Raw genomic sequence first — 20,337 nt, forward strand, 5'->3', positions numbered from 1 at the left:
CCGGGCGCCCTGAGTCGTGGCCGGCGTGATCCGATGGACAGGCCCTACCCGTCCGATCCCGATCCGGCGGAGACGCCCCGGCCGGCGTCCGCCGCCGGATCCGCCGTGTCCGCGTCGACCGCCACCGAGCGGGCCCAGCGGTAGTCCGCCTTGCCGCTGGGGGAGCGCTGGATGCGGTCGGCGAGGACCAGCTGGCGGGGCACCTTGTATCCGGCGAGACGGGGGCGGCAGTGGGCCTGGAGCGACTCCAGGTCCAGCGGCGGGGCGTCCGCGCGGAGCTGGACGACGGCGGCGACGTGGTTGCCCCAGCGGGCGTCGGGCACTCCGGCGACCAGCGCGTCGTACACGTCGGGGTGGGACTTGAGAGCCTGCTCCACCTCCTCCGGGTAGACCTTCTCGCCGCCCGTGTTGATGCACTGGGAGCCGCGCCCGAGGACGGTGACCACCCCGCTCTCGTCCACGGTCGCCATGTCGCCGAGGAGCACCCAGCGCACCCCGTCCCGCTCGAAGAAGGTCTCGGCGGTCTTCGCCGGGTCGTTGTAGTAGCCGAGCGGCACGTGGCCCCGCTGGGCGAGCCGTCCGATGTCGCCGGGGGCGACGGGGACGCGGGTCGCGGGGTCCACGACCTGGGTGCGTTCGTTGACGTGCAGCCGGAAGCCCTTGGCGGGGCCGGAGTCGTCGGTGGCGCGGCCGTTGGAACCGGACTCGGTGGAGCCGAAGTTGTTGAGGAGCAGGACGTTCGGCATCAGCTCCTGGAGCTGGGCCCGTACGGTGTCGGACATGATCGCCCCGGACGAGGACAGGCTGAACAGGGCCGAGAGGTCCGTGCCCTTCAGCGGCCCGCGCAGGGCGTCGACGAGCGGCCGCAGCATCGCGTCCCCGACCAGGGAGATGCTGGAGACCTTCTCCTTCTCCAGGGTGCGCAGGACCTCCTCCGGGACGTACTTGCGGTGCAGGACGACCCGCTGCCCGTAGTTGAAGGCGATGAACGCGGTCAGGGTGGAGGTGCCGTGCATGAGCGGCGGCGCGGGGAAGAAGGTGATGCCGGCGCCGCCGGCCGCGACCCGCTCGGCCAGCTCCTCGGGGCGCTTCACCGCCTCGCCCGAGGGGTCCCCGCCGAACAGCCCGGCGAAGAACAGGTCCTCCTGGCGCCACAGGACCCCCTTGGGCATCCCGGTCGTGCCGCCGGTGTAGATGATGAAGAGGTCGTCGGCCGAGCGGGGGCCGAAGCCCCGTTCCGGCGATCCGGCCGCCTCCGCCTCGGTGAACGGCACGCAGTCGAGGCCGGCGGCTTCCTCGGGCGGGGTCCCCACCCGCACGAGGTGCCGCAGCTTCTCCGTCTGCGGCAGCGCCGCCGCGACCCGGTCGGTGAACTCGGCGTCGAAGACGAGTGCGGCCAGGTCGGCGTCCCGGTAGAGGTAGACGAGTTCCTCCTCCACGTACCGGTAGTTCACGTTGACCGGCACGATCCGCGCCTTGAGGCAGGCGAGGACGGTCTGCAGGTACTCGACGCCGTTGTAGAGGTGGAGTCCGAGGTGGTCACCGGCCCGGATGCCCGCGTCGGTGAGGTGGTGGGCGATCCGGTTGGCGGCGGCGTCGAGTGCGGCGTAGGTGAGCCGGCGCTCCTCGCCCGTCCCCGGATGGTCGACGTACACCAGCGCCTCGCGGTCGGGGACCGCGTCGACGACCGATTCGAACAGGTCGGCAAGGTTGTACTCCACCGTTCCTCCTGACCCCGGTTCGCTCTGACTCGTACGCGTGCGCACTGACTCGGCGGTCATTAGAGCGCCGACCGGCTACGAGAGGAAGAGGGTGCGCGGAATAATCTGACTGGGTGTCAGAAAAAGTATTGAACTGGACCCCCGGCTCCTGCAACCTGTTCCAGAACTGGAGACGGGAGACCCCCATGGGTGGCACCGAACACCTCGGCGTACGGCGCGAAGGCGCCACGCTCGTACTCACCTTGAACCGGCCCGACGCCAAGAACGCCCTCTCGCTGCCGATGCTCGTCGGCCTCTACGACGGCTGGCTGGAGGCCGACGCCGACGACGGCATCCGCTCCGTCGTCCTCACCGGCGCCGGCGGCACCTTCTGCGCCGGCATGGACCTCAAGGCCCTCGCCGGGCAGGGGATGGAGGGCGAGCGGTACCGGGACCGGCTCAAGGCCGACCCCGACCTGCACTGGAAGGCGATGCTGCGCCACCACCGGCCCCGCAAACCCGTCATCGCCGCCGTCGAGGGGTACTGCGTCGCGGGCGGCACCGAGATCCTCCAGGGCACCGACATCCGGGTCGCGGCCGCCTCCGCCACCTTCGGTCTCTTCGAGGTCAGGCGCGGCCTCTTCCCCATCGGCGGCTCCACCGTCCGGCTGCCCCGCCAGATCGCCCGCACCCACGCCCTCGAAATGCTCCTCACGGGCCGCCCGTACACGGCGGAGGAGGCCGCCCGCATCGGCCTCGTCGGACGGGTCGTCCCCGACGGCACGGCACTGGACGCCGCCCTCGACCTCGCCGAACGGATCAACGCCTGCGGTCCGCTCGCCGTCGAGGCCGTCAAGGCCTCCGTCTACGAGACCGCCGAGATGACCGAGACGGAGGGGCTGGCCGCCGAACTCAAGCGGGGATGGCCGGTCTTCGACACGGCGGACGCGAAGGAGGGGGCGCGGGCGTTCGCGGAGAAGCGGCCGGCGGTCTACCGCCGGGAGTGAGGCCTTCCCGATGCCGGAGCACCGGCCCCGGACCCCCGCGCCCCGAACGCCGGCCGGGCCGCACCACGGCGGCGCGGGACAAGGCCCGCGCGGCGGCCCCACCGCACGCCCACTCCACCGCCACCAAGGAGCCCGCACATGACCGCCACCCCACCGCCGGAGACCCTCCGCGCCCCCCTCGTCGTGGAGTTCCCCTTCACCCGCTCCCTCGGCCCCGTCCAGTCCGCCTTCCTCACCGGACTGCGCGAACGGACCGTCCTCGGGGTGCGCACCGAGGCCGGCGAGGTGCTCGTCCCGCCCGTCGAGTACGACCCCGCCACCGCCGCCGAACTCCGCGACCTCGTCGAGGTCGCCGCCACCGGCACCGTCACCACCTGGGCCTGGAACCCCGAGCCCCGCCGGGACCAGCCCCTCGCCACCCCCTTCGCGTGGGTCCTCGTCCGCCTCGACGGAGCCGACACCGCCCTCCTGCACGCCCTCGACGCACCCGGTCCCGAAGCCGTCCGCACCGGCCTCAGGGTCCGCGTCCGCTGGGCCGCCGAACGCTCCGGCGCCATCACGGACATCGCCTGCTTCGAGCCGTACGACAGCGACCCCGGGGCCGAACCACGGCCCCACGAAGGCCTGTTCGCCGATCCCGTCACCGGCATCGTCGCGCCCGCGCGCCTCGACTACACGTACAGCCCCGGCCGCGCCCAGACCCGCTATCTGCACGCGCTCGCCGAGCGCCGGACCGTCGGCGAACGCTGCCCCTCCTGCACCAAGGTGTACGTGCCACCCCGGGGTGCCTGCCCCACCTGCGGCGTCGCCACCACCGACCAGGTCGAGGTCGGCCCCGCGGGTACCGTCACCACCTTCTGCATCGTCAACATCAAGGCGAAGAACGCCGAGATCGACGTGCCGTACGTCTACGCCCACATCGCCCTCGACGGCGCCGGGCTCGCCCTCCACGGCCGCATCGCCGGCATCCCCTACGACCAGGTCCGGATGGGCCTGCGCGTCGAACCGGTGTGGAGCGAGGACGGCCGATACCCCGACCACTACCGGCCCACCGGCGAGCCCGACGCCGACTACGACACCTACAAGGAGCTGCTGTGAGGCCGGACCGAGAGGTGGCGATCGTCGCCTTCGCCCAGACCGACCACCGCCGACGCACCGACGACCTCTCCGAGGTGGAGATGGTCATGCCCGTCCTGCACGACGTCCTCCGACGGACCGGCCTGAAGACCTCCGACATCGGCTTCACCTGCTCCGGATCCTCCGACTACCTCGCCGGACGCGCCTTCTCCTTCACCATGGCCCTCGACGGCGTCGGCGCCTGGCCCCCCATCTCCGAGTCCCACGTCGAGATGGACGGCGCCTGGGCGCTCTACGAGGCCTGGGTGAAGCTCCTCACCGGCGAGGCCGACACCGCCCTCGTGTACTCCTACGGCAAGGCCTCGCCCGGCTCCGTCCGCGACGTCCTCACCCGCCAGCTCGACCCGTACTACCTCGCCCCGCTCTGGCCCGACTCCGTCGCCCTCGCCGCACTCCAGGCGCAGGCGCTCGTCGACGCCGGGCACACCGACGAACCCGCCCTCGCCGCGATCGCCGCCCGCAGCCGGCGGGACGCCACGGACAACCCCCACGCCCAACTGCCCGGCGCCCGACCCCAGGGCGACTACGTCGTCCGGCCGCTGCGCACCGGGGACTGCCCGCCCATCGGCGACGGGGCCGCCGCCGTCATCCTCGCCGCCGGGGACCGGGCCCGCGAACTCTGCGCCCGCCCCGCCTGGATCCGGGGCTTGGACCATCGCGTCGAGGCCCACTCCCTCGGGGTCCGCGACCTCACCGACTCGCCCTCCACCCGCCTCGCCGCCGAACGCGCCGGAGCCTTCGAACGGCCCGTCGACACCGCCGAACTCCACGCCCCCTTCACCTCCCAGGAGGTCGTGCTCGCCAAGGCCCTCCACCTCGACGAGAGGGTGAGGGTCAACCCGTCCGGCGGAGCCCTCGCCGCCAACCCCGTCATGGCCGCCGGCCTGATCCGGCTCGGCGAGGCAGCCGCCCGCATCCACCGGGGCGACTCCGACCGGGCCCTCGCCCACGCCACCTCGGGCCCCTGCCTGCAGCAGAACCTGGTCGCCGTCCTGGAAGGGGACTCCCGTGCCTAAAGAGCCAGTAGCCGTCGTCGGCATAGGGCAGACCAAGCACGTCGCCGCCCGCAGGGACGTCTCACTCGCCGGACTCGTCCGCGAGGCCGCCGTCCGGGCCCTCGCGGACGCGGAGCTGACCTGGGCGGACATCGACGCCGTCGTCATCGGCAAGGCCCCCGACTTCTTCGAGGGCGTGATGATGCCGGAGCTGTACCTGGCCGACGCGCTCGGCGCCGTCGGCAAGCCCATGCTCCGGGTGCACACGGCCGGTTCGGTCGGCGGCTCCACCGCTCTCGTCGCCGCCAACCTGGTCGCCGCCCGCGTCCACCGGACCGTCCTCACCCTCGCCTTCGAGAAGCAGTCCGAGTCCAACGCCATGTGGGGCCTCTCGCTGCCCGTGCCATTCCAGCAGCCCCTGCTCGCCGGCGCCGGAGGGTTCTTCGCCCCGCACGTCCGGGCCTACATGCGCCGCACCGGCGCCCCCGACACGACCGGCTCCCTCGTCGCGTTCAAGGACCGGCGCAACGCCCTGAAGAACCCCTACGCCCATCTCCACGAGCACGACCTCACCCTGGAGAAGGTGCAGTCCTCCCCGATGCTCTGGGACCCCATCCGCTACTCCGAGACCTGCCCCTCCTCGGACGGCGCCTGCGCGATGGTCCTCACCGACCGTACCGGCGCGGCCCGTTCGCCCCGGCCCCCGGCCTGGGTGCACGGCGGGGCGATGCGCAGCGAACCCACCCTCTTCGCCGGCAAGGACTTCGTCTCCCCGCGGGCCGGCCGGGACTGTGCCGCCGACGTCTACCGGCAGGCCGGCATCACCGACCCCCGCCGGGAGATCGACGCCGTCGAGATGTACGTGCCGTTCTCCTGGTACGAGCCGATGTGGCTGGAGAACCTGGGCTTCGCCGAGGAGGGTGAGGGCTGGAAGCTCACCGAGGCCGGGGTGACCGAGCTCGACGGGGACCTGCCCGTGAACCCCTCCGGCGGAGTGCTCTCCACCAACCCCATCGGAGCCTCCGGGATGATCCGCTTCGCCGAGGCCGCCCTCCAGGTGCGCGGGGAGGCCGGCGAGCACCAGGTCGACGGCGCGCACCGGGCCCTCGGCCACGCCTACGGGGGCGGCGCCCAGTTCTTCGCCATGTGGCTCGTCGGAGACACCCCGCCCACCGGCTGACCGGCGACCGCGTGGGGCGCATACCCTGGCGCCCATGACCGCGGAACGTGATCTGACCAGGCTCCTCGCCGGGATGCGGCCGGAGCTCGACCCCGGCCGCTACGTCTTCACCACGGTGGACGGCCCCGCCCCGGACGGGGTCGCCCCGGTGGTCACCGTCGCCGAGCCCGAGGGGCTCACCCTCGTCGTACGCCAGGAGGAGGCGGACGCCGCGGCCCTCCCGTACGACTACGTGGCGGGCCGGATCACGCTGCGGGTGCACTCCGCACTCGACGCGGTCGGCCTGACGGCCGCCGTGGCCGGGGCGCTCGCCGAGGCGGGCCTGAGCTGCAACGTGGTGGCCGGATTCCACCACGACCACCTCTTCGTGGAGCACGCGCGTGCGAGGGAGGCGCTGACGGTCCTGGAGCGGCTCTCGGAGAGCTGACGGGGCCACGCACCGCGCCGCGCGGAGTCCCGCGGAGTCCCGCGGGGGCCCTCCGCGACCGGTCGGCCGCTCCGGGTGACCGCCGAGGTCTTCCCGCCCGCCGGGCGGCGTGGGGCTCCCGCCGACCGGCGCGTCGCATCGCGCGCAGAGGCACGTACCATGGCCGTATGTCCTTCCTCCGCCGCCGTAGCGCCGCCACTCCCGCGGGCCCGGACTTCGACGTCCTGGCCATGGATCCGGGGGACTGGCCCGGCAACCTCGGCGCCGGTCTGCTGCCCGCCCCCGACGGCTCCTGCCAGGGCGTCTTCCTCCGGTACGACCTGTTCGGCGGCCGCGGCCCCGCGATGATCATCGGCAACCTGCCGGAGGGCTCGCCGGCGCGCGAGCTCGCCGACACCCAGATCCCCTTCGAGGTGGCCCAGCTCCTCGCCGCCCTGGAGAACGACGAGCCGGTCGAGGTCCTCGACACCGAGGACGTCCCCGTGATGCAGGGCGACAACCTCCTCATCGTCCGCCGCCTCAAGCTCTCCGAGAGCCGCATCTCCTGCGTCCAGTTCGACCGCAGCGACAACGTCCTCGTGACGATCGCCAGTTGGGACCGGCCGATCACCGACGACCTCTACGCGCTGCTCAAGCCGCTGCCCGCCGAGCTGTTCCAGCAGGGCTGACGGGGGAGCGGGGGCCGATGAGCGCGCGCGTCGACAGCTGGATCTGGGCGGTCCGTCTGACCAAGACCCGCTCCCAGGCCGCCGCGGCCTGCCGGGCCGGACACGTCAAGGTCAACGGCGAACGGGCCAAGCCCGCCCAGCCGGTGAAGCCCGGGGACGAGGTCCGGCTCTTCCACGGCGGACGGGAGCGGATCGTCGAGGTCAAGGTGGTGCACACCAAGCGGATCGGCCCGCCGGTCGCCGCCGAGGCGTTCGTGGACAACAGCCCGCCCCCGCCGCCGCGCGAACACGTCGCCGTGGCCGCGGTGCGGGACCGGGGCGCCGGGCGACCGACCAAGCGGGACCGCCGCGAGCTCGACGGGCTGCGCGGCCGCCGCCCCTGACACGAACCGGTACGAGGCCGCCCCCGGGGACTCCCGGAGGCGGCCTCCCGCGCCCCAGGGCGCACGGTCCGCGTCTCAGCGCACGGTGGACCCGATCAGCGAGGCCACCCGCGCGGCCGAGGTGCCGAGCCCCGTCGGTCCGTACCGCAGCAGCGGAGTGCCGGCGCCCGTGTGCACGTCCTCGGACCGGTAACGGCGCACGTTCCGGTGCCAGTTGAGAATCCCGGCGAGCCAGTCCTCCAGCTCGCGCAGATACGCCTCGAAGGCCGCCCTGCCCCCGGCGTCCAGCTCGAAGTCCGCGTAGAGCAACGGAACTTCGTTCTTCTTGACGTGCTCGAACTGGCGCAGTCGGCCTCGCATCAGGTCGTCGACCATCGCGACCGCCGTCGGATAGTCGCAGTCGAAGAACTTCTGCAGCACCAGCACACCGTTGTGCACCTCGCCCTCGACCTCGATCTCCTTCTGGTACGAGAAGAGGTCGTTGAGGAGCGTCGCGTAGTCCATGACCGACCGCTCCAGGGAGCGCACCGTGCCCGTGAGGTAGAGCGCGGGCGGCAGCGCCTCGGAGTGCCGCAGCCGGCAGAGCAGGGTGGTCAGCTCCGAACCGAAGGTGGAACGGCGCATCTCGATGTAGTCGACCGGGTCGGGCACCCGGTGCTGGGCCTGGTTGTGCAGCTCCCAGAGCCAGCTGTCCAGCATGAGGTCGAGCGCGGTCCGCAGCTGCGCGCGGGCGTCCGGTGCCATCGGACCGGCCGTCCGCGCCCACAGGTCGGCGAGCGAGCGTTCCAGCGGGTTGACGGCGAGCGCCGCCCCCAGGGCCGGATCGTCGAGCGGCATGCAGGCCTTGAACCGCTCGGTCTGCTCCTTCGCGCCGGTGAGGTTGCGCGGCCGGCCGAACACCGCCGGGTAGTAGTCGTCCCCGTACGTTCCCCAGGTGAGCCACTCGGAGCTCAGCTCCAGCTCCTCCAGCGTGGCGTCGGGGTCGATCCCCGCCGCGCAGAGCGCGAGGTCGAAGCCGTCCATCAGCGACCGGTCCCAGATGTCGTCCAGGAGCCCCATCCGCTCGGCCCAGTCCTCGGAGAGCCGCTTCGCCTCCTGGTGGTGCGGGCTCAGGGAGAGCGGGTAGGGCAGGTCGAACTCCGGCAGCAGCGAGGGGCCGACGTGCTGGTGCGGCACGTGCGTGAGGGTCCGCAGCCGGGAGGTGGCCGACCGTCCGAACAGGTTCCGGATGTCGAGGGCGGAGGTGCCGATGATCCCGTCCAGGTGCGAGGGGCCGCCGACCATGCCCTCGTTCATGTACCGGCTGGAGCGCATGTGCCACTCGTGACCGCCGGACTGCCAGTCCTGGAGCCCCTTGGCGTACGCCGCCACGGCCGCGCACTCCTCGGGCGTGAGGCCCTTCTCGGCGGCGAGCAGCGGCACTTCGGTGAGGGCCGTGTTCTCGAACTGCTGGAGTCGTGAGGTCAGCAGGTCGTTGACGGCGTTCGCCGCCTCCTGCGTCGTGCAGCCCAGGAACCGCTCCAGGACGAGCACGCCGTTGCTGTTCTCGCCCTCGTCCTCCACCTCGCGCTGGTACGAGAAGAGGTCGTTGCGCAGATGGACGGCGTCGGAGAAGGCGTCCCTGAGCACCCGCAGGGGACGGGAGTAGGCCACCCGCTCCGGGACCTCGGCCCCCGCCGCGTACTCGACGAGCCCCGCCGACCAGGGCGCCCCGCCCACCTTGCGGCGCATCTCGATGTACTCGACGGGGTTGGCGACGCGCCCCTCGTTGATGTTGTCGAGCTCCCAGAGCGACTCGTTGAGCAGGTGCTCCGTCGCCTCCGCGAACCGCACCCGCCAGCCCTCGGACATCGAGGGAACGGTGCGTCGCCAGAGGTCGGCGAGACCCGCCTCGACGGGGTTGGTCGGCTCGGGCATCCCCGTCGCCGGGTCCGCCGGCATGAACAGCGGCAGCCGGTCCAGGTACACCTTGCCGCCCGCCCGGTCCTGGGTCCGCTTGAAGATCTCCAGGAAGTGGTCGTCGAAGAAGAAGACCCAGGTGTACCAGTCCGTGACGAGGTTCAGGGCCTCCTCGCCGCAGTCGGGATGCGTGTACGCGCAGAGCAGCGCGTAGTCGTGGGAGTCGAGGTCGTGCTGCTCCCAGACCCCCGAGCCCTCCAGCATCCCCATCTCCCGCGCCCAGTCCCGGGTGTGCGTGCGGGCGGCCTCCACATGGGGGTTGAGCCGTGCCGGATACGGAACATAGAAATCCGGCATAACGAAGGGCTGAGGCATGCGCTGGGGGGCCTTCCGGTGAGCGAGGTCGTTGTCGGGCCCACCTTTACCCGTCGCCCGTACGGCGCACGCGATCTTCCGAATAGTCCTATGAACGCCGACGGGGTGGTGCCGGACAGCCCGTCCGGCACCACCCCCGCGCCTTTCGGCCACGCCTCCGTCAGGCCTGGGAAACCCGCACGTCAGCCGCCTTGACGAAGGCCACCCGATGGCCGAACTGGATCTGGTAGTACTCCTCCTGGCCGCGCACCACCTGGTGCCCCCTGCTGTCGAACACCGGCGCGAAGTAGTACTCGCCCGGGGTCCGGTCGCCCACCACGTACCGCTGCCCCGCGAGCAGCCGGTACGGCAGCGGCGACACCGCCTGCACCGGCACACCCGCCGGATACGCCGAGGCCTCCGGGTAGGCCCGCCCGTACACCGGGACCGACGCGAGCCCCTCGCGGGGCGTCAGGACGAGACCCCGGACGCTCACGGCCGTCGGCTCCTCCGGCGGATTGTGGAACCACGCCTTCTGCCCGAGGTACCAGATCGCCGTCCACTCGCCCCGGCGCTCCGCCACCGCGTAGCTCTGCCCCGTCGAGGCCCGCGCCCCGGTGTCGTTGACCCCGGTGGTCGACGCCTCCCCGCCCGGCCGCAGACCGACGTCCGTCACCAGGGGCGCGTCCGGGCTCGGCCCGGTGTAGAGGCGCACCGCCCCGCTCCCGTGCGGCGCGCACGCCACCCCCGCCGTCACACAGCCCGTGTAGACCGGCCGGTGGTCGCCGTAGTCGGGCCGGATCGTGACCACCCCGGCCCCGGGACCGGCGCCCGGCGTGATCGGACGGCCGAGCAGCCGGAAGTAGTGCGCCCAGTCCCAGTACGGCCCCGGGTCGGTGTGCATGCCCTTGATCGTGGACGTCACCGTGCCGGGCACGTTGTCGTGGCCCAGGACGTGCTGCCGGTCGAGCGGGATGTCGAACCGGGCGGCGAGGTACCGCACCAGCCGCGCCGACGTCCGGTACATCGCCTCCGTGTACCAGGAGTCGGGCGCCGTCAGGAAGCCCTCGTGCTCCAGCCCCACCGACTTGGCGTTCACGAACCAGTTGCCCGCGTGCCAGCCGACGTCCTTGAGCGCCAGGTGCTGGGCGATATGCCCGTCGGAGGAGCGCAGCGAATACTGCCAGGACACGTACGCCGGGTCCCGCACCAGGTCCAGGGTGGTGTCCCAGACGGCCTCGGTGTCATGGATCACGATGTAGTCGATCGACTGGGCGGCGGGCCGGTCCGCCTTGTCGTGGTTGCCGTAGTCGCCGTCGCCGAACTCCTCGTACGGCGCGGGGATCCACTCGCAGGCCACCGTGCGCGGACACTCCACGGGACCGGACCCGGGCCGGCGCAGCCCGAGGGCGGCCAGCTGCCCCGTGGCGGGCGCGACCGCCGGCGCTGCCCGGAGCGTCACCACCTGGCCGCTGTCCGTCGTCCGGGACTCCCCGGTCCGGATCACGTCGAACACGTCGTTCGCGTACGTCGTCGCCGTGGCCGAGTCGTCCGCGCCCGAGTAGCGCGCCACCGCCCCGAACCACGCGGCCGGGTCCGCGCTCGCCGGAAGCCCGGCCTCCCGCTGCGCCGCGGCGAGCAGCGCCGCCCCGCCCTCGATGTTCGCCGCCGGTTCGGTCCGCAGCTCCTCGCCCGGAATCCCGGACAGGGCGGACGCCCGCTCCAGGGTGCGCAGCCGCGCGGGCAGCGCCCCGGCGGCCGGGACCGCCGTGTGGCCGCCCGGGCGCGCGGCCCGGGAGGAGTCGCCGCGCGCGTCCTCCGTGCCCTCCGAGTGGTGCGGGACGGCCACGGTCAGCGCCGTCACCGCGTCCGTCAGGTGCATCGGCCCGTAACCGCCGGTCACGCTCGGCGCACCGCCGTGGGAGTCCCAGCGCGACTGGAGGTACGAGACGGCGAGCAGCACGCTCTCGGGTACGCCGTGGCGGGCGGCGGCCCGCGCGAAGTGGCCCTGGAGGGAGCCGGACGCGGGCACGCCGGCACCGGCCGGCGGAGCGGCCGACAGCAGGGGCAGGAGCAGGGCGGCGGACGCGAGGGCGACCACCGTTCGTGGGCGACGACGTGAAGCCGTACGCGGCAAGGCAGCCTCCAGAGGCGGGGGTGACACCGGGGCGTGCGGGACCGAACCCGTACAGGGGTATCGGCTCCCGGACGATCCGTCAATCACGCCTCAGGAAAGAGAAGTTCCCACGTCAGAGCGGGAAAGGAGGCCATCCGGCGGAGTTTCGCGGCGACGGGCCCCGGGCCTGGGACGCGTCAGTGGAGTGGACCAGTGGCCATGCTCCGGGACACGCGGCGGAGGCGTACACGCGAGGGCGCCGCGGCCCGGTGTGTCGGCACCGGGCGCACGGCGCACCCTCCCCCGTGTCGTCGGTCGGGCCCGCCCGTTCAGCGCGTCCCGACCGCCGCGCGCACGGCCCGCCGTGCCATGGCGCAGTCGTCGTGCAGCCGCCTCAGAAGCAGCCGCTGTTCCTCACCGGGCGCGAGCGCCCCGGTGGGCACCGGCACGGAACCGGCCGGCGGAGCCTCCTTCATGGTGCGGTGCACCGCCGTCTCGTAGGTACGGATCTCCCGCGTCAGCACGATCATCAGGTTGACCAGGAAGGCGTCCCGGGAGGCCGGGCCCGCCTGCTGGGCCAGCTGACTGATCTGCCGCCGGGCCAGCGGGGCGTCCGCGAGGACCGCCCACAGGGTCGCCAGATCGTACCCGGGCAGGTACCACCCCGCGTGCTCCCAGTCGACGAGGACCGGTCCGGTGGGGGAGAGGAGGATGTTGGAGAGCAGGGCGTCACCGTGACAGAACTGCCCCATGCCCTGACGTCCACCCGCGTGGGCCAGACCGTGCAGCAGCTTCTGCAGGTCGTCCCGGTCCCGGTCGGTGAAGAGCCCGAGCTCGTGGTAGCGGGCGATGCGGGTGCCGTAGTCCAGCGGGGCGTCGAAGGTCCCGGTCGGCGGCCGCCAGGCGTTGAGCCGGGCGATCGCGCCGAGCGCGGCCCGGACGTCGGCCCGCGGCGGAGCCTCGACGGGGTGGCGCGAGAGCGCCGCGGCCCGCCCGGGCATCCGCTCGATCACCAGCGTGCAGTTCTCCGGGTCCGCCGCGATCAGCCGCGGCGCCCGCACCGGCGGACGGTGGCGGACGAAGGAGCGGTAGGAAGCTATCTCGTGCCGGAACCGCTCGACCCACGCGGGGGAGTGGTCCAGTAAACACTTCGCGACCGCCGTGGTCCGCCCGGTCGTCCCGACGATCAGTACCGACCGCCCGCTGCGCCGCAGCACCTGCACCGGGTTGAACTCCGGGCAGATGCGGTGGACGGAGGCGATCGCCATCTTCAGCTGAGCCCCCTGGGGGCCGGACAGATCGATTCTCCCGCTGACCGTCTGGGTACCCGTCCCGGCCGCCCAGCGCCTCGGCCGTACGGCCTGAGGGGCGGGAGCGAGGTAGGGCCCGGCGCCGGCCGGGACGATGCGGTGCTGCGGCCGGGGCGGGGCGGACACGGAGGACGATGCTGTGTACATGGAGGTGACAGATCCCTTCGTGGTCCGACGAGTTGCGTGCGTCGCCCCGCCCGCCCCCGGTCCGCACCCTGGGGAATGAGGGCCGGTCGGCGGGGCGGGGTGGCGCTTTCCTACCTGACACCCGGGCGCGGGTGGCGGAACATCGGGCGCACCCTGGCGAACCCTGGCGAATAGTCGCCAGCCCTATGACAGGGGGTTACTGTCAACTCAGCCGAGAACCTGGGGGCTTAGACGTGACCGGACAAACCAACACCCGCCTGGCAGACCTCTTCGGCCTGGCCGGCTGGTCCAAGGGCGAACTCGCGAGACTCGTCAACCGGCAGGCGGCGGCCATGGGCCACCCGCAGCTGGCGACCGACACCTCACGGGTCCGGCGCTGGATCGACCGCGGTGAGACCCCGCGCGATCCCGTTCCCCGGGTGCTGGCAGCACTGTTCACCGAGCGACTCGGCCGTGTCGTGACCATCGAGGACCTCGGGTTCGTACGACACGGGCGCGCCGGAAGGCGGCAGGACGTCAGGAAGACGGACAACCCTGACGGGCTGCCCTGGGCACCCGATCGTACGGCGGCGGTCCTCACCGAATTCACGGGAATGGACCTCATGCTCAACCGACGCGGCCTGGTGGGCGCGGGTGCCGCGCTTGCCGCCGGCTCCGTACTCAGCAACGCCATGCACGACTGGCTGCAGACCGACCCCGCACGCCAGTCCACCCCCCAGCGTGCCACCGATCCCCTCCACGCCGACCCCGCCGGGTTCGACCGCTACGAGGCCGCCCCCATCGGGTCGGAGGAGATCGAGGCACTGGAGCACTCGGTGGAGGTGTTCCGCGCCTGGGACGCCTCCCGGGGCGGCGGCCTCCAGCGCAAGGCGGTGGTGGGCCAGCTCAACGAGGTGGGCGGCATGCTCGCCTACCGCCACGCCGACCACCTCCAGCGGCGCCTGTGGGGCGTCGCCGCCAACCTGGCCGTCCTCGCGGGCTGGATGTCGCACGACGTCGGCCTCGAACCCACGGCCCAGAAGTACTTCGTGATCGCCGCCCACGCGGCCCGCGAGGGCGGCGACCGGCCCCGGGCCGGTGAGGCCCTGTCCCGCGCCGCACGCCAGATGGTGCACCTGGGCCGGCCCGACGACGCGCTCGACCTCATGAAGCTCGCCAAGGACGGCTCCGGCGAGCGGGTGCTGCCCCGGACCCGGGCCATGTTCCACACGATCGAGGCCTGGGCGCAGGCCTCGATGGGCCGCGGACAGGCCATGCGCCGCACCCTCGGAGAGGCCGAGGACCTGTTCGTGTCCGACCGGCGCGACGAGCGGACGCCGAGCTGGATGCAGAACTTCGACGAGGCGGACATGCACGGCATGCAGGCCCTCGCCTACCGGACCCTCGCCGACCACGACCCCACGGCCGCGGTCCCCGCGCAGCGCCACGCCAAGCTGGCGATCGAACTGCGGCGCGGCGGCCACGACCGCTCGAAGCTCTTCGACCACATCTCGCTCGCCTCCGCCTGCTTCATCGCCGACGACCCGGAGCAGGCCGACCGGTACGCCAGGCTCGCCCTGATGTCGATGGGGGAGACCTCGTCCCACCGCACCTGGGACCGGCTGCGGCAGATGTACCGGCTCACCGGGCAGTACGCCGGCTACGCCAGGATCGAGCACCTGCGTGAGGAGATCGAGCAGGCCCTGCCGAGGTCGCCGGTCAACCGTCCGAGGACGGGACAGGCCTGAGGGGCCGACCGGCCCGGGGCGGTGCGGGCACGCGCGGCGCACCCGCCGAGGACGACACGGGCACCAGGGATCGACCGACCGAGCACGGGGCAGGCCCACGGGGCCGACCGGCCCGGGACGGTCCGCTTCCGAGCGGCTCGGGCCGGACCGGCAGGCGCCAAGTGGCGCTCGTTGCCGGGTGGTTCAGTGCCCGACCCGGACCACCATCACGCAGGCGTCGTCCGCGCGCTGTTCCTCACCGAACTCCTCCACCACCGCGCGCACACCGTCCCGGGCGTCCCTCGCCCCGGAGAGCCGGTGTCCCAGGGCGAGCAGTCGCCGATTGCCCGTGTCGTCGTCCGCGCGGCTGCCCCGGGTCAGCCCGTCGGTGTGCAGCACGAGCAGGTCGCCGGGGCGCAGCCGGGTCTCGGCCTCGCCGTACACGGCCCCGGTCGTCGCCCCCAGGAGGACACCCTCGGGGCGCCGCAGGACGTGCCCCGTCCCGTCGCGGAACAGCAGCGGGGCGGCGTGGCCGGCCTGAGCCCAGGTCAGCGTCTGGGCGACCGGGTCGTAGCGGCAGCACATCGCGCTGCCGAGCGCCGGCTGTACGGAGGTCTCCAGGAGCTGGTTGAGATGGCCCATGAGCGCGGCGGGCCGGATTCCGGCCACGGCCATGCCGCGCAGCGCGCCCAGGAGCATGGCCATGGAGGAGGTCGCGGCGACCCCGTGGCCCGTCAGGTCGCCCACGGTGAGCAGCGCGTCCCCGTCGGGCAGGGCCAGCGCGTCGTACCAGTCGCCGCCGATCAGGCCGGTGCTGGCGGCGGGGAGGTAGTGGGCGGCCACGTCGAGCGGGGCGGGGCCGCCGTGCGCGAAGCTGAGCGAGCCGCGCCACGGCGGGAGCACCGCCTCCTGGAGCTCCACGGCGACCCGTCGCTCGGTCTGCTCGATGTGACGGCTGCGCTCCAGGGTGTCCCGGCTCTCGCGGACCGCCCGCTCGCTGCGCCGGAGTTCGCTGACGTCGCGGAGGACGGCCCACATCGAGGCGGTGCAGCCGTCGGCGTCGAGCACGGGCTCGCCGGTCATGTGCACCGTGCGCACACAGCCGTCGGTCCGCACGATCCGGAACTCGCCGTCGATCGGCTTCCCGTCGATCAGACAGTCCGTCACCATGCTCTGGAGGACGGACTGGTCCTCGGCGAAGACCATCGTGGGCATCTCGTCCAGCGACATGGGGCCGCTCTCGCGTGTACGTCCGAAGATCTGGTACAGCTCCTCGGACCAACTGACCTCGTCGGTCAGGAGGTTCCACTCGGCGCTGCCGACACGGGCGAGCAGCGATCCGGTGCGCGGCGGGGCTTCCGCGCCGTACGCGGTGCCGGGGTCGGTCGGGAGGGCCGTGTCGACGACGGGGTCGGGCGCCGGCTCGGTGGCGACCTCCTCCGGAGCGCCCGCGCGGAGCTGCCCCAAGTGCGCGCCGAGATCGTCCAGTTGGTGGACCGCCAGGTCGCAGAGGGCACGCTGCCAGCGCTGCTGCGGATCGTCGTCGTTCACCTCGGCGTCCCGGCGCACGGCGGCGAGCTCGCCGCGCAGACGGCGGGTCTGTGAGATCAGCGCGTCCACCGCGCCCGGCTCCGGCTGCTGGGCGGGGCGGTCCGCGAACAGTGGGGACGGCATGTCGTACTCCGATACAGGCGCGGCACGGCCAGGCCAGGTGTGAAAGGGAGGCCCGCATACGACTGTTGCACAGCGCGGGACGGCCCGTAAGGGCTTTGGCAACACTCGATCCGGTGGTGCTTCCGGCATATGTCAAAGGCCCGGCGATTATCGGCCAGGCCGCGACGCGTTACGGTGCGGGGGTGGTGAACGACGACGGAATGGGCACGGTGGGCACGCGCACGGCGGTCACGGGCGGGGCGGGTACGAGCACGGGGACGGGCACGACGGACGAGGCACGGAGAGGCCCGGCGGGGGCCACCGCCACGGGCACCGCGTTCCTCCTCGCGGCCGCGCCCGCCGGACGCGGGCGTGCCATGGACGCCGCCTCCGTCCTTCCCGCCCTCGCCGCCGTGCCGCCCGGGGTCCTCACCGGCACCACCACCGCCACCGTGGTCGAACTCGCCGATCCGCTCGACCCGCAGACCGTCCTGACCCGGCTGCGCGCCGCCGCGGCGAGCCCCGGGCCCCTGGTCCTCTGCCTCGCGGGACAGCTCCATCTCGACCGCCGGCAGCAGCTGCCCCACCTCGCACTCGCCCGCACCACCCCGGCGGCGCTCCGCTACACGGCGCTGCCCTGGCACTGGCTCGCCGGCGAACTCGGCGTACGGGCCCCCGGCACCACGACCGTCGTCGCGGACCTCGCCGCCGACGCCGCCGTGTGGGAACGCCTCGCCGCCGCACCCTCCTCCCTGCACCTGGGGCCCGGACCTGTCCTCTACGGACGGGTCTCCCCGGCCCCGCGCCGGGGAGAGCCCCTGGCCCCCGACTACCTGCGCTCCTGGGCCGAACTCTGGCGCTCCGGCGCCCGGCTCCCGCACGCCACGCTCCACGCCGAGTCCGCCGCCCACGCCGCCTCGTCCCTGCCCGGCTCGCTTTTCCTGGCGCCCGCGCCCGCTCCCGCGCGGACCCCGGAGCAGGACCCGCACCCGACGATCCTGGCCGCCGCCATGGCGGGCCGGCACGGGGAGGCGGCGGCGGTGGCCGCGGCCTGGGAGAGCGAGGCCCTGCGCCGCCACGGCCCCCGGTCCGGGGAGGCCGTCCACTGGACGGAGGTACGGGCCGATCTCGCCCGCCTCGCCGGGGAGCCCGCCCGCAGCTGCGCCCTGTGGATCGCCGCCGCCGAGGCGCGGCTCGCCCTGCGGCAGCCGACGGACGACCCCGACGTCGAAGGGGCAGTGGACCGGGCCCACCACCAGTGGGGAGAGATCGGCGACCCCGCACGGGCCCGCGCCCTCGGCCCCGCCCTGATCTCCCTGCGGGAACGGGTCCCCGGCCAGCGCCCCGGGGCGCTGGCCGCACTGCGACGGCGCATGGCCGACTGAACCCATCCGACTCCCCGAGTCACCGATTCCGTCCCCCGCATGCATGCCGCCACGCCCTCGGCGGCCGGCTCCCTCTCCGAGGCGCTCGGCACCGGCGTGCCCGTCGCGCACGTCCCGATGGGGCCGACCACCGCGTACACCATCGACCGCGCGGTCAACAGCTAGCGGGGCGTCCTCGCCGTCCGTCAGCCCCGACGGCCGCCGGGACGCGAGGGCCGGGGAACCCCTGGGAGGGGCCTCGCCGATCAGGCCGTGCCGCGGGCGGGGAGGACGACCCGGATGCCGAACTCGTAGCTACCGGTCGCCTCCGCGATGCCCATGAAGAGCACGGCGAAGGTCTCCTGGCCCCGCGCCGTGGCGATGCCGCCCAGGTCGAGCAGCGCGTCGTCGGGCCAGCCGAGGTCGGTGACCAGACCGCGCACCACCTTCTTCGCCTCCGCGTCCTCCCCCGAGAGGAACACCGTGCCGGGGCCCTCCAGGGAGTCCGGCGCGACCATCACGTTCCGGTCGACCGTGGCGAGCGTCTTCACCACCCGGGTCTCCGGGAAGGCCTGCTGGATCTCCTCGCCGAGGCTGACGACCGGATGCGAGAGCGTCCCGTCCTCCAGGAAGCCCACCCCGACGTCCAGGAGGGTCTTCCCCGCGAGCGCCGGAGCCCCGATCGATTCGAGCACGGCGACCGAGACGGTACCCGGGGTGGCGTTCACCAGTACGTCGGCGTGCGCGGCCGCCTCGGCCGAGCCCACGATCCGTACACCCGCCGCCGTGAGTTCCCCCAGCTCCGAGAGGAGCTCCTCGTCGTCGGGCCGCCGCGACCCGACGACCACGTCATGACCGGACAGCGCCCACGCCGACGCGAGAGCCCGTCCCACATTTCCCGTACCGAGAATTCCGATTCGCATGACCGTCATCCTGGCGCCCCCTGCCGGGTCGGCGCCTCGGCCCGGAGACCCCACCCGCGTCCGTCTCTCGACGTAGGGCCGGGTGCCGCCGGACCGCGGCGGGGCTGAGATGATCGAAGGCATGACCACCGTTCCGCCCTCGGCCCCGGAGCCGGCCCCGACCCCGGCGCCGGGCCCGGAGCCGGCCGGGGCGGCGGCGCCCGCCCCGCACGCGACGCTCACCACCGACCGCCTGCTGCTGCGCCCGGTCCGCGCCGGCGACCTCCCGGCCATGACGCGGCTGTGGACCGAGCCCGAGGTACGGCGCCACCTCGGCGGTCCCGTCACCGAGCCCGTCATCCTCATCCGGCGGCGGCGGATCGTCGGCGCGCCCGGTTTCCGTGCCGTGGTCCGAGCCGAGGACGACCTGGTGCTGGGGCTCGTCTCCGTGGAGCCCGGCGCGCGCGAGGGCGAGACGGAGGTGTCGTACCAGTTCCTGCCCGAGCACTGGGGCAACGGCTACGCGCGCGAGGCCGTCGCCGCCGTCCTCGACGTCACGCTCCGCGACACGCCCAGCGTGGTCGCGGTGACCCAGCGGGCGAACCGCCGCTCCCGGCGGCTCCTCGAAGCGGTCGGCATGACCCATGCCGCCTCGTTCGTCGAGTACGACGCCCACCAGGTCCTCTACCGGCGCCGGCGCTGAGCCCCACGAACCTCTTCCCTCAGCGGACCTTCTCGCCGGCCGCCAGCTTCGCCACCATGCGCTCCAGCCGTCCCGCCCGGCCCTTCGGCGTGCGGGCCTGCCACAACCGCATGATCACCAGGTACTGATCGGTCCTCCCGAGCCCCTCGTAGAAGGTCCGCGCCCGCTCGTCGGCAGCCAGCGCCGCCGCGAGGTCGTCCGGCACGGTCGCCTCCGCCTGCGACGGGTACGCGGCCTCCCACCGGCCGTCGGCGCGCGCGGCCCGCACCTCGGCGAGCCCCGGGTCGCGCATCCGCCCCGCCGCCGTCAGCGCCTCGACCTTGCGGACGTTCACCTGCGACCAGAGGCTGCGCGCCCGCCTCGGCGTGTACTTCTGGAGGTAGTAGGCGCCGTCGCCGCCCTTGCGCTGCCCGTCGATCCAGCCGAAGCAGAGCATGCAGTCGAGGATCTCGGGATTCGTCAGCGACGCGCCCCCCTTGTCCTTCTTGGCGATCCTCAGCCACACCCCGGAGGAGTCGGCGTGGTGGGTCTCCAGCCACGCCTCCAGCTCCGCGGTCTCCGTGACGGTCATCAGTTCAAGCCCGTCGTACCGCTCCATCGCCGCTCCCCCTGTCGTCGTCGTGCGACCAGGATATGGACAGCCGCCCGCGAAACCCCGCTTCGGCCTGCGACGATGCCGGAACCTA

Annotated in this window: 18 protein-coding genes; 11 read left to right on the forward strand and 7 right to left on the reverse strand. The window is 73.4% G+C overall.

Annotation, left to right across the window (positions count from 1 at the left end; all coding sequences use genetic code 11):
- Positions 1–44: 44 nt before the first annotated feature.
- Positions 45–1,721 (reverse strand): acyl-CoA synthetase, encoded by a 1,677-nt coding sequence (locus tag ACRRSS_RS16085; RefSeq protein WP_435971813.1) that lies wholly within the window; start codon positions 1,719–1,721, stop codon positions 45–47.
- A 185-nt stretch (positions 1,722–1,906) separates the two neighbouring features.
- Here ACRRSS_RS16085 and ACRRSS_RS16090 point away from each other — a divergent pair, with 185 nt between their 5' ends.
- The 7 genes from ACRRSS_RS16090 to ACRRSS_RS16120 all read left to right on the forward strand — a co-directional run bounded on the left by ACRRSS_RS16090 (position 1,907) and on the right by ACRRSS_RS16120 (position 7,497).
- Positions 1,907–2,707: a crotonase/enoyl-CoA hydratase family protein gene (locus ACRRSS_RS16090; protein WP_435971814.1), complete on the forward strand. Its 801-nt coding sequence runs from the start codon at positions 1,907–1,909 to the stop codon at positions 2,705–2,707.
- A gap of 138 nt (positions 2,708–2,845) precedes the next feature.
- On the forward strand, positions 2,846–3,805 hold the full coding sequence (locus ACRRSS_RS16095; RefSeq protein WP_435971815.1) for a Zn-ribbon domain-containing OB-fold protein: 960 nt from the start codon (positions 2,846–2,848) through the stop codon (positions 3,803–3,805).
- Positions 3,802–4,860 (forward strand): thiolase domain-containing protein, encoded by a 1,059-nt coding sequence (locus ACRRSS_RS16100; RefSeq protein WP_435971816.1) that lies wholly within the window; start codon positions 3,802–3,804, stop codon positions 4,858–4,860. Before ACRRSS_RS16095 ends, ACRRSS_RS16100 begins: the two co-directional genes overlap by 4 nt.
- A complete protein-coding gene (locus tag ACRRSS_RS16105) occupies positions 4,853–6,019 on the forward strand; it encodes a thiolase domain-containing protein (RefSeq protein WP_435971817.1) in 1,167 nt (388 codons plus the stop codon). The genes ACRRSS_RS16100 and ACRRSS_RS16105 overlap by 8 nt, the downstream gene beginning before the upstream one ends.
- 34 nt (positions 6,020–6,053) lie before the next feature.
- Positions 6,054–6,446, forward strand: coding sequence for an ACT domain-containing protein (locus tag ACRRSS_RS16110; RefSeq protein WP_435971818.1), 393 nt, complete (start codon positions 6,054–6,056; stop codon positions 6,444–6,446).
- A gap of 167 nt (positions 6,447–6,613) precedes the next feature.
- On the forward strand, positions 6,614–7,114 hold the full coding sequence (locus tag ACRRSS_RS16115) for a hypothetical protein (protein WP_351903148.1): 501 nt from the start codon (positions 6,614–6,616) through the stop codon (positions 7,112–7,114).
- A 17-nt stretch (positions 7,115–7,131) separates the two neighbouring features.
- On the forward strand, positions 7,132–7,497 hold the full coding sequence (locus ACRRSS_RS16120) for an RNA-binding S4 domain-containing protein (RefSeq protein ID WP_435971819.1): 366 nt from the start codon (positions 7,132–7,134) through the stop codon (positions 7,495–7,497).
- Positions 7,498–7,572: 75 nt separating this feature from the next.
- Here the strand turns inward: ACRRSS_RS16120 and ACRRSS_RS16125 are convergent, their stop codons facing one another.
- The 3 genes from ACRRSS_RS16125 to ACRRSS_RS16135 all read right to left on the reverse strand — a co-directional run bounded on the left by ACRRSS_RS16125 (position 7,573) and on the right by ACRRSS_RS16135 (position 13,323).
- A complete protein-coding gene (locus ACRRSS_RS16125; protein ID WP_435971820.1) occupies positions 7,573–9,771 on the reverse strand; it encodes a terpene synthase family protein in 2,199 nt (732 codons plus the stop codon).
- Between the two features lie 160 nt (positions 9,772–9,931).
- Positions 9,932–11,851: an N-acetylmuramoyl-L-alanine amidase gene (locus ACRRSS_RS16130; protein WP_435971821.1), complete on the reverse strand. Its 1,920-nt coding sequence runs from the start codon at positions 11,849–11,851 to the stop codon at positions 9,932–9,934.
- A gap of 344 nt (positions 11,852–12,195) precedes the next feature.
- On the reverse strand, positions 12,196–13,323 hold the full coding sequence (locus ACRRSS_RS16135) for an aminoglycoside phosphotransferase family protein (RefSeq protein WP_435971822.1): 1,128 nt from the start codon (positions 13,321–13,323) through the stop codon (positions 12,196–12,198).
- A 233-nt stretch (positions 13,324–13,556) separates the two neighbouring features.
- On the opposite strand from ACRRSS_RS16135, the gene ACRRSS_RS16140 reads away from it, so the two are divergent.
- Positions 13,557–15,050 carry a DNA-binding protein NsdB gene (locus tag ACRRSS_RS16140; RefSeq protein ID WP_435971823.1) on the forward strand — a complete coding sequence of 498 codons (1,494 nt, stop codon included), beginning with the start codon at positions 13,557–13,559 and terminating at the stop codon, positions 15,048–15,050.
- 183 nt (positions 15,051–15,233) lie between these two features.
- Here ACRRSS_RS16140 and ACRRSS_RS16145 read toward each other — a convergent pair whose 3' ends face one another.
- On the reverse strand, positions 15,234–16,703 hold the full coding sequence (locus ACRRSS_RS16145) for a PP2C family protein-serine/threonine phosphatase (RefSeq protein WP_435971824.1): 1,470 nt from the start codon (positions 16,701–16,703) through the stop codon (positions 15,234–15,236).
- A gap of 182 nt (positions 16,704–16,885) precedes the next feature.
- Between ACRRSS_RS16145 and ACRRSS_RS16150 the strand changes: the two genes are divergently transcribed.
- Both ACRRSS_RS16150 and ACRRSS_RS16155 read left to right on the forward strand, forming a co-directional pair.
- Positions 16,886–18,067, forward strand: coding sequence for a hypothetical protein (locus tag ACRRSS_RS16150; RefSeq protein WP_435971825.1), 1,182 nt, complete (start codon positions 16,886–16,888; stop codon positions 18,065–18,067).
- Between the two features lie 39 nt (positions 18,068–18,106).
- Entirely contained in the window at positions 18,107–18,232 is a 126-nt protein-coding gene (locus tag ACRRSS_RS16155) for a hypothetical protein (RefSeq protein WP_435971826.1), read from the forward strand.
- A gap of 80 nt (positions 18,233–18,312) precedes the next feature.
- On the opposite strand, the gene ACRRSS_RS16160 is transcribed toward ACRRSS_RS16155, so the two are convergent.
- A complete protein-coding gene (locus tag ACRRSS_RS16160) occupies positions 18,313–18,969 on the reverse strand; it encodes an NADPH-dependent F420 reductase (RefSeq protein WP_435971827.1) in 657 nt (218 codons plus the stop codon).
- Between the two features lie 121 nt (positions 18,970–19,090).
- Here ACRRSS_RS16160 and ACRRSS_RS16165 point away from each other — a divergent pair, with 121 nt between their 5' ends.
- A complete protein-coding gene (locus ACRRSS_RS16165; RefSeq protein WP_435971828.1) occupies positions 19,091–19,651 on the forward strand; it encodes a GNAT family N-acetyltransferase in 561 nt (186 codons plus the stop codon).
- Positions 19,652–19,670: 19 nt separating this feature from the next.
- Here the strand turns inward: ACRRSS_RS16165 and ACRRSS_RS16170 are convergent, their stop codons facing one another.
- A complete protein-coding gene (locus tag ACRRSS_RS16170; RefSeq protein WP_435971829.1) occupies positions 19,671–20,249 on the reverse strand; it encodes a YdeI/OmpD-associated family protein in 579 nt (192 codons plus the stop codon).
- Positions 20,250–20,337 lie beyond the last annotated feature (88 nt).

The organism is Streptomyces sp. Qhu_M48 (assembly GCF_051305195.1).
GTDB lineage: Bacteria > Actinomycetota > Actinomycetes > Streptomycetales > Streptomycetaceae > Streptomyces.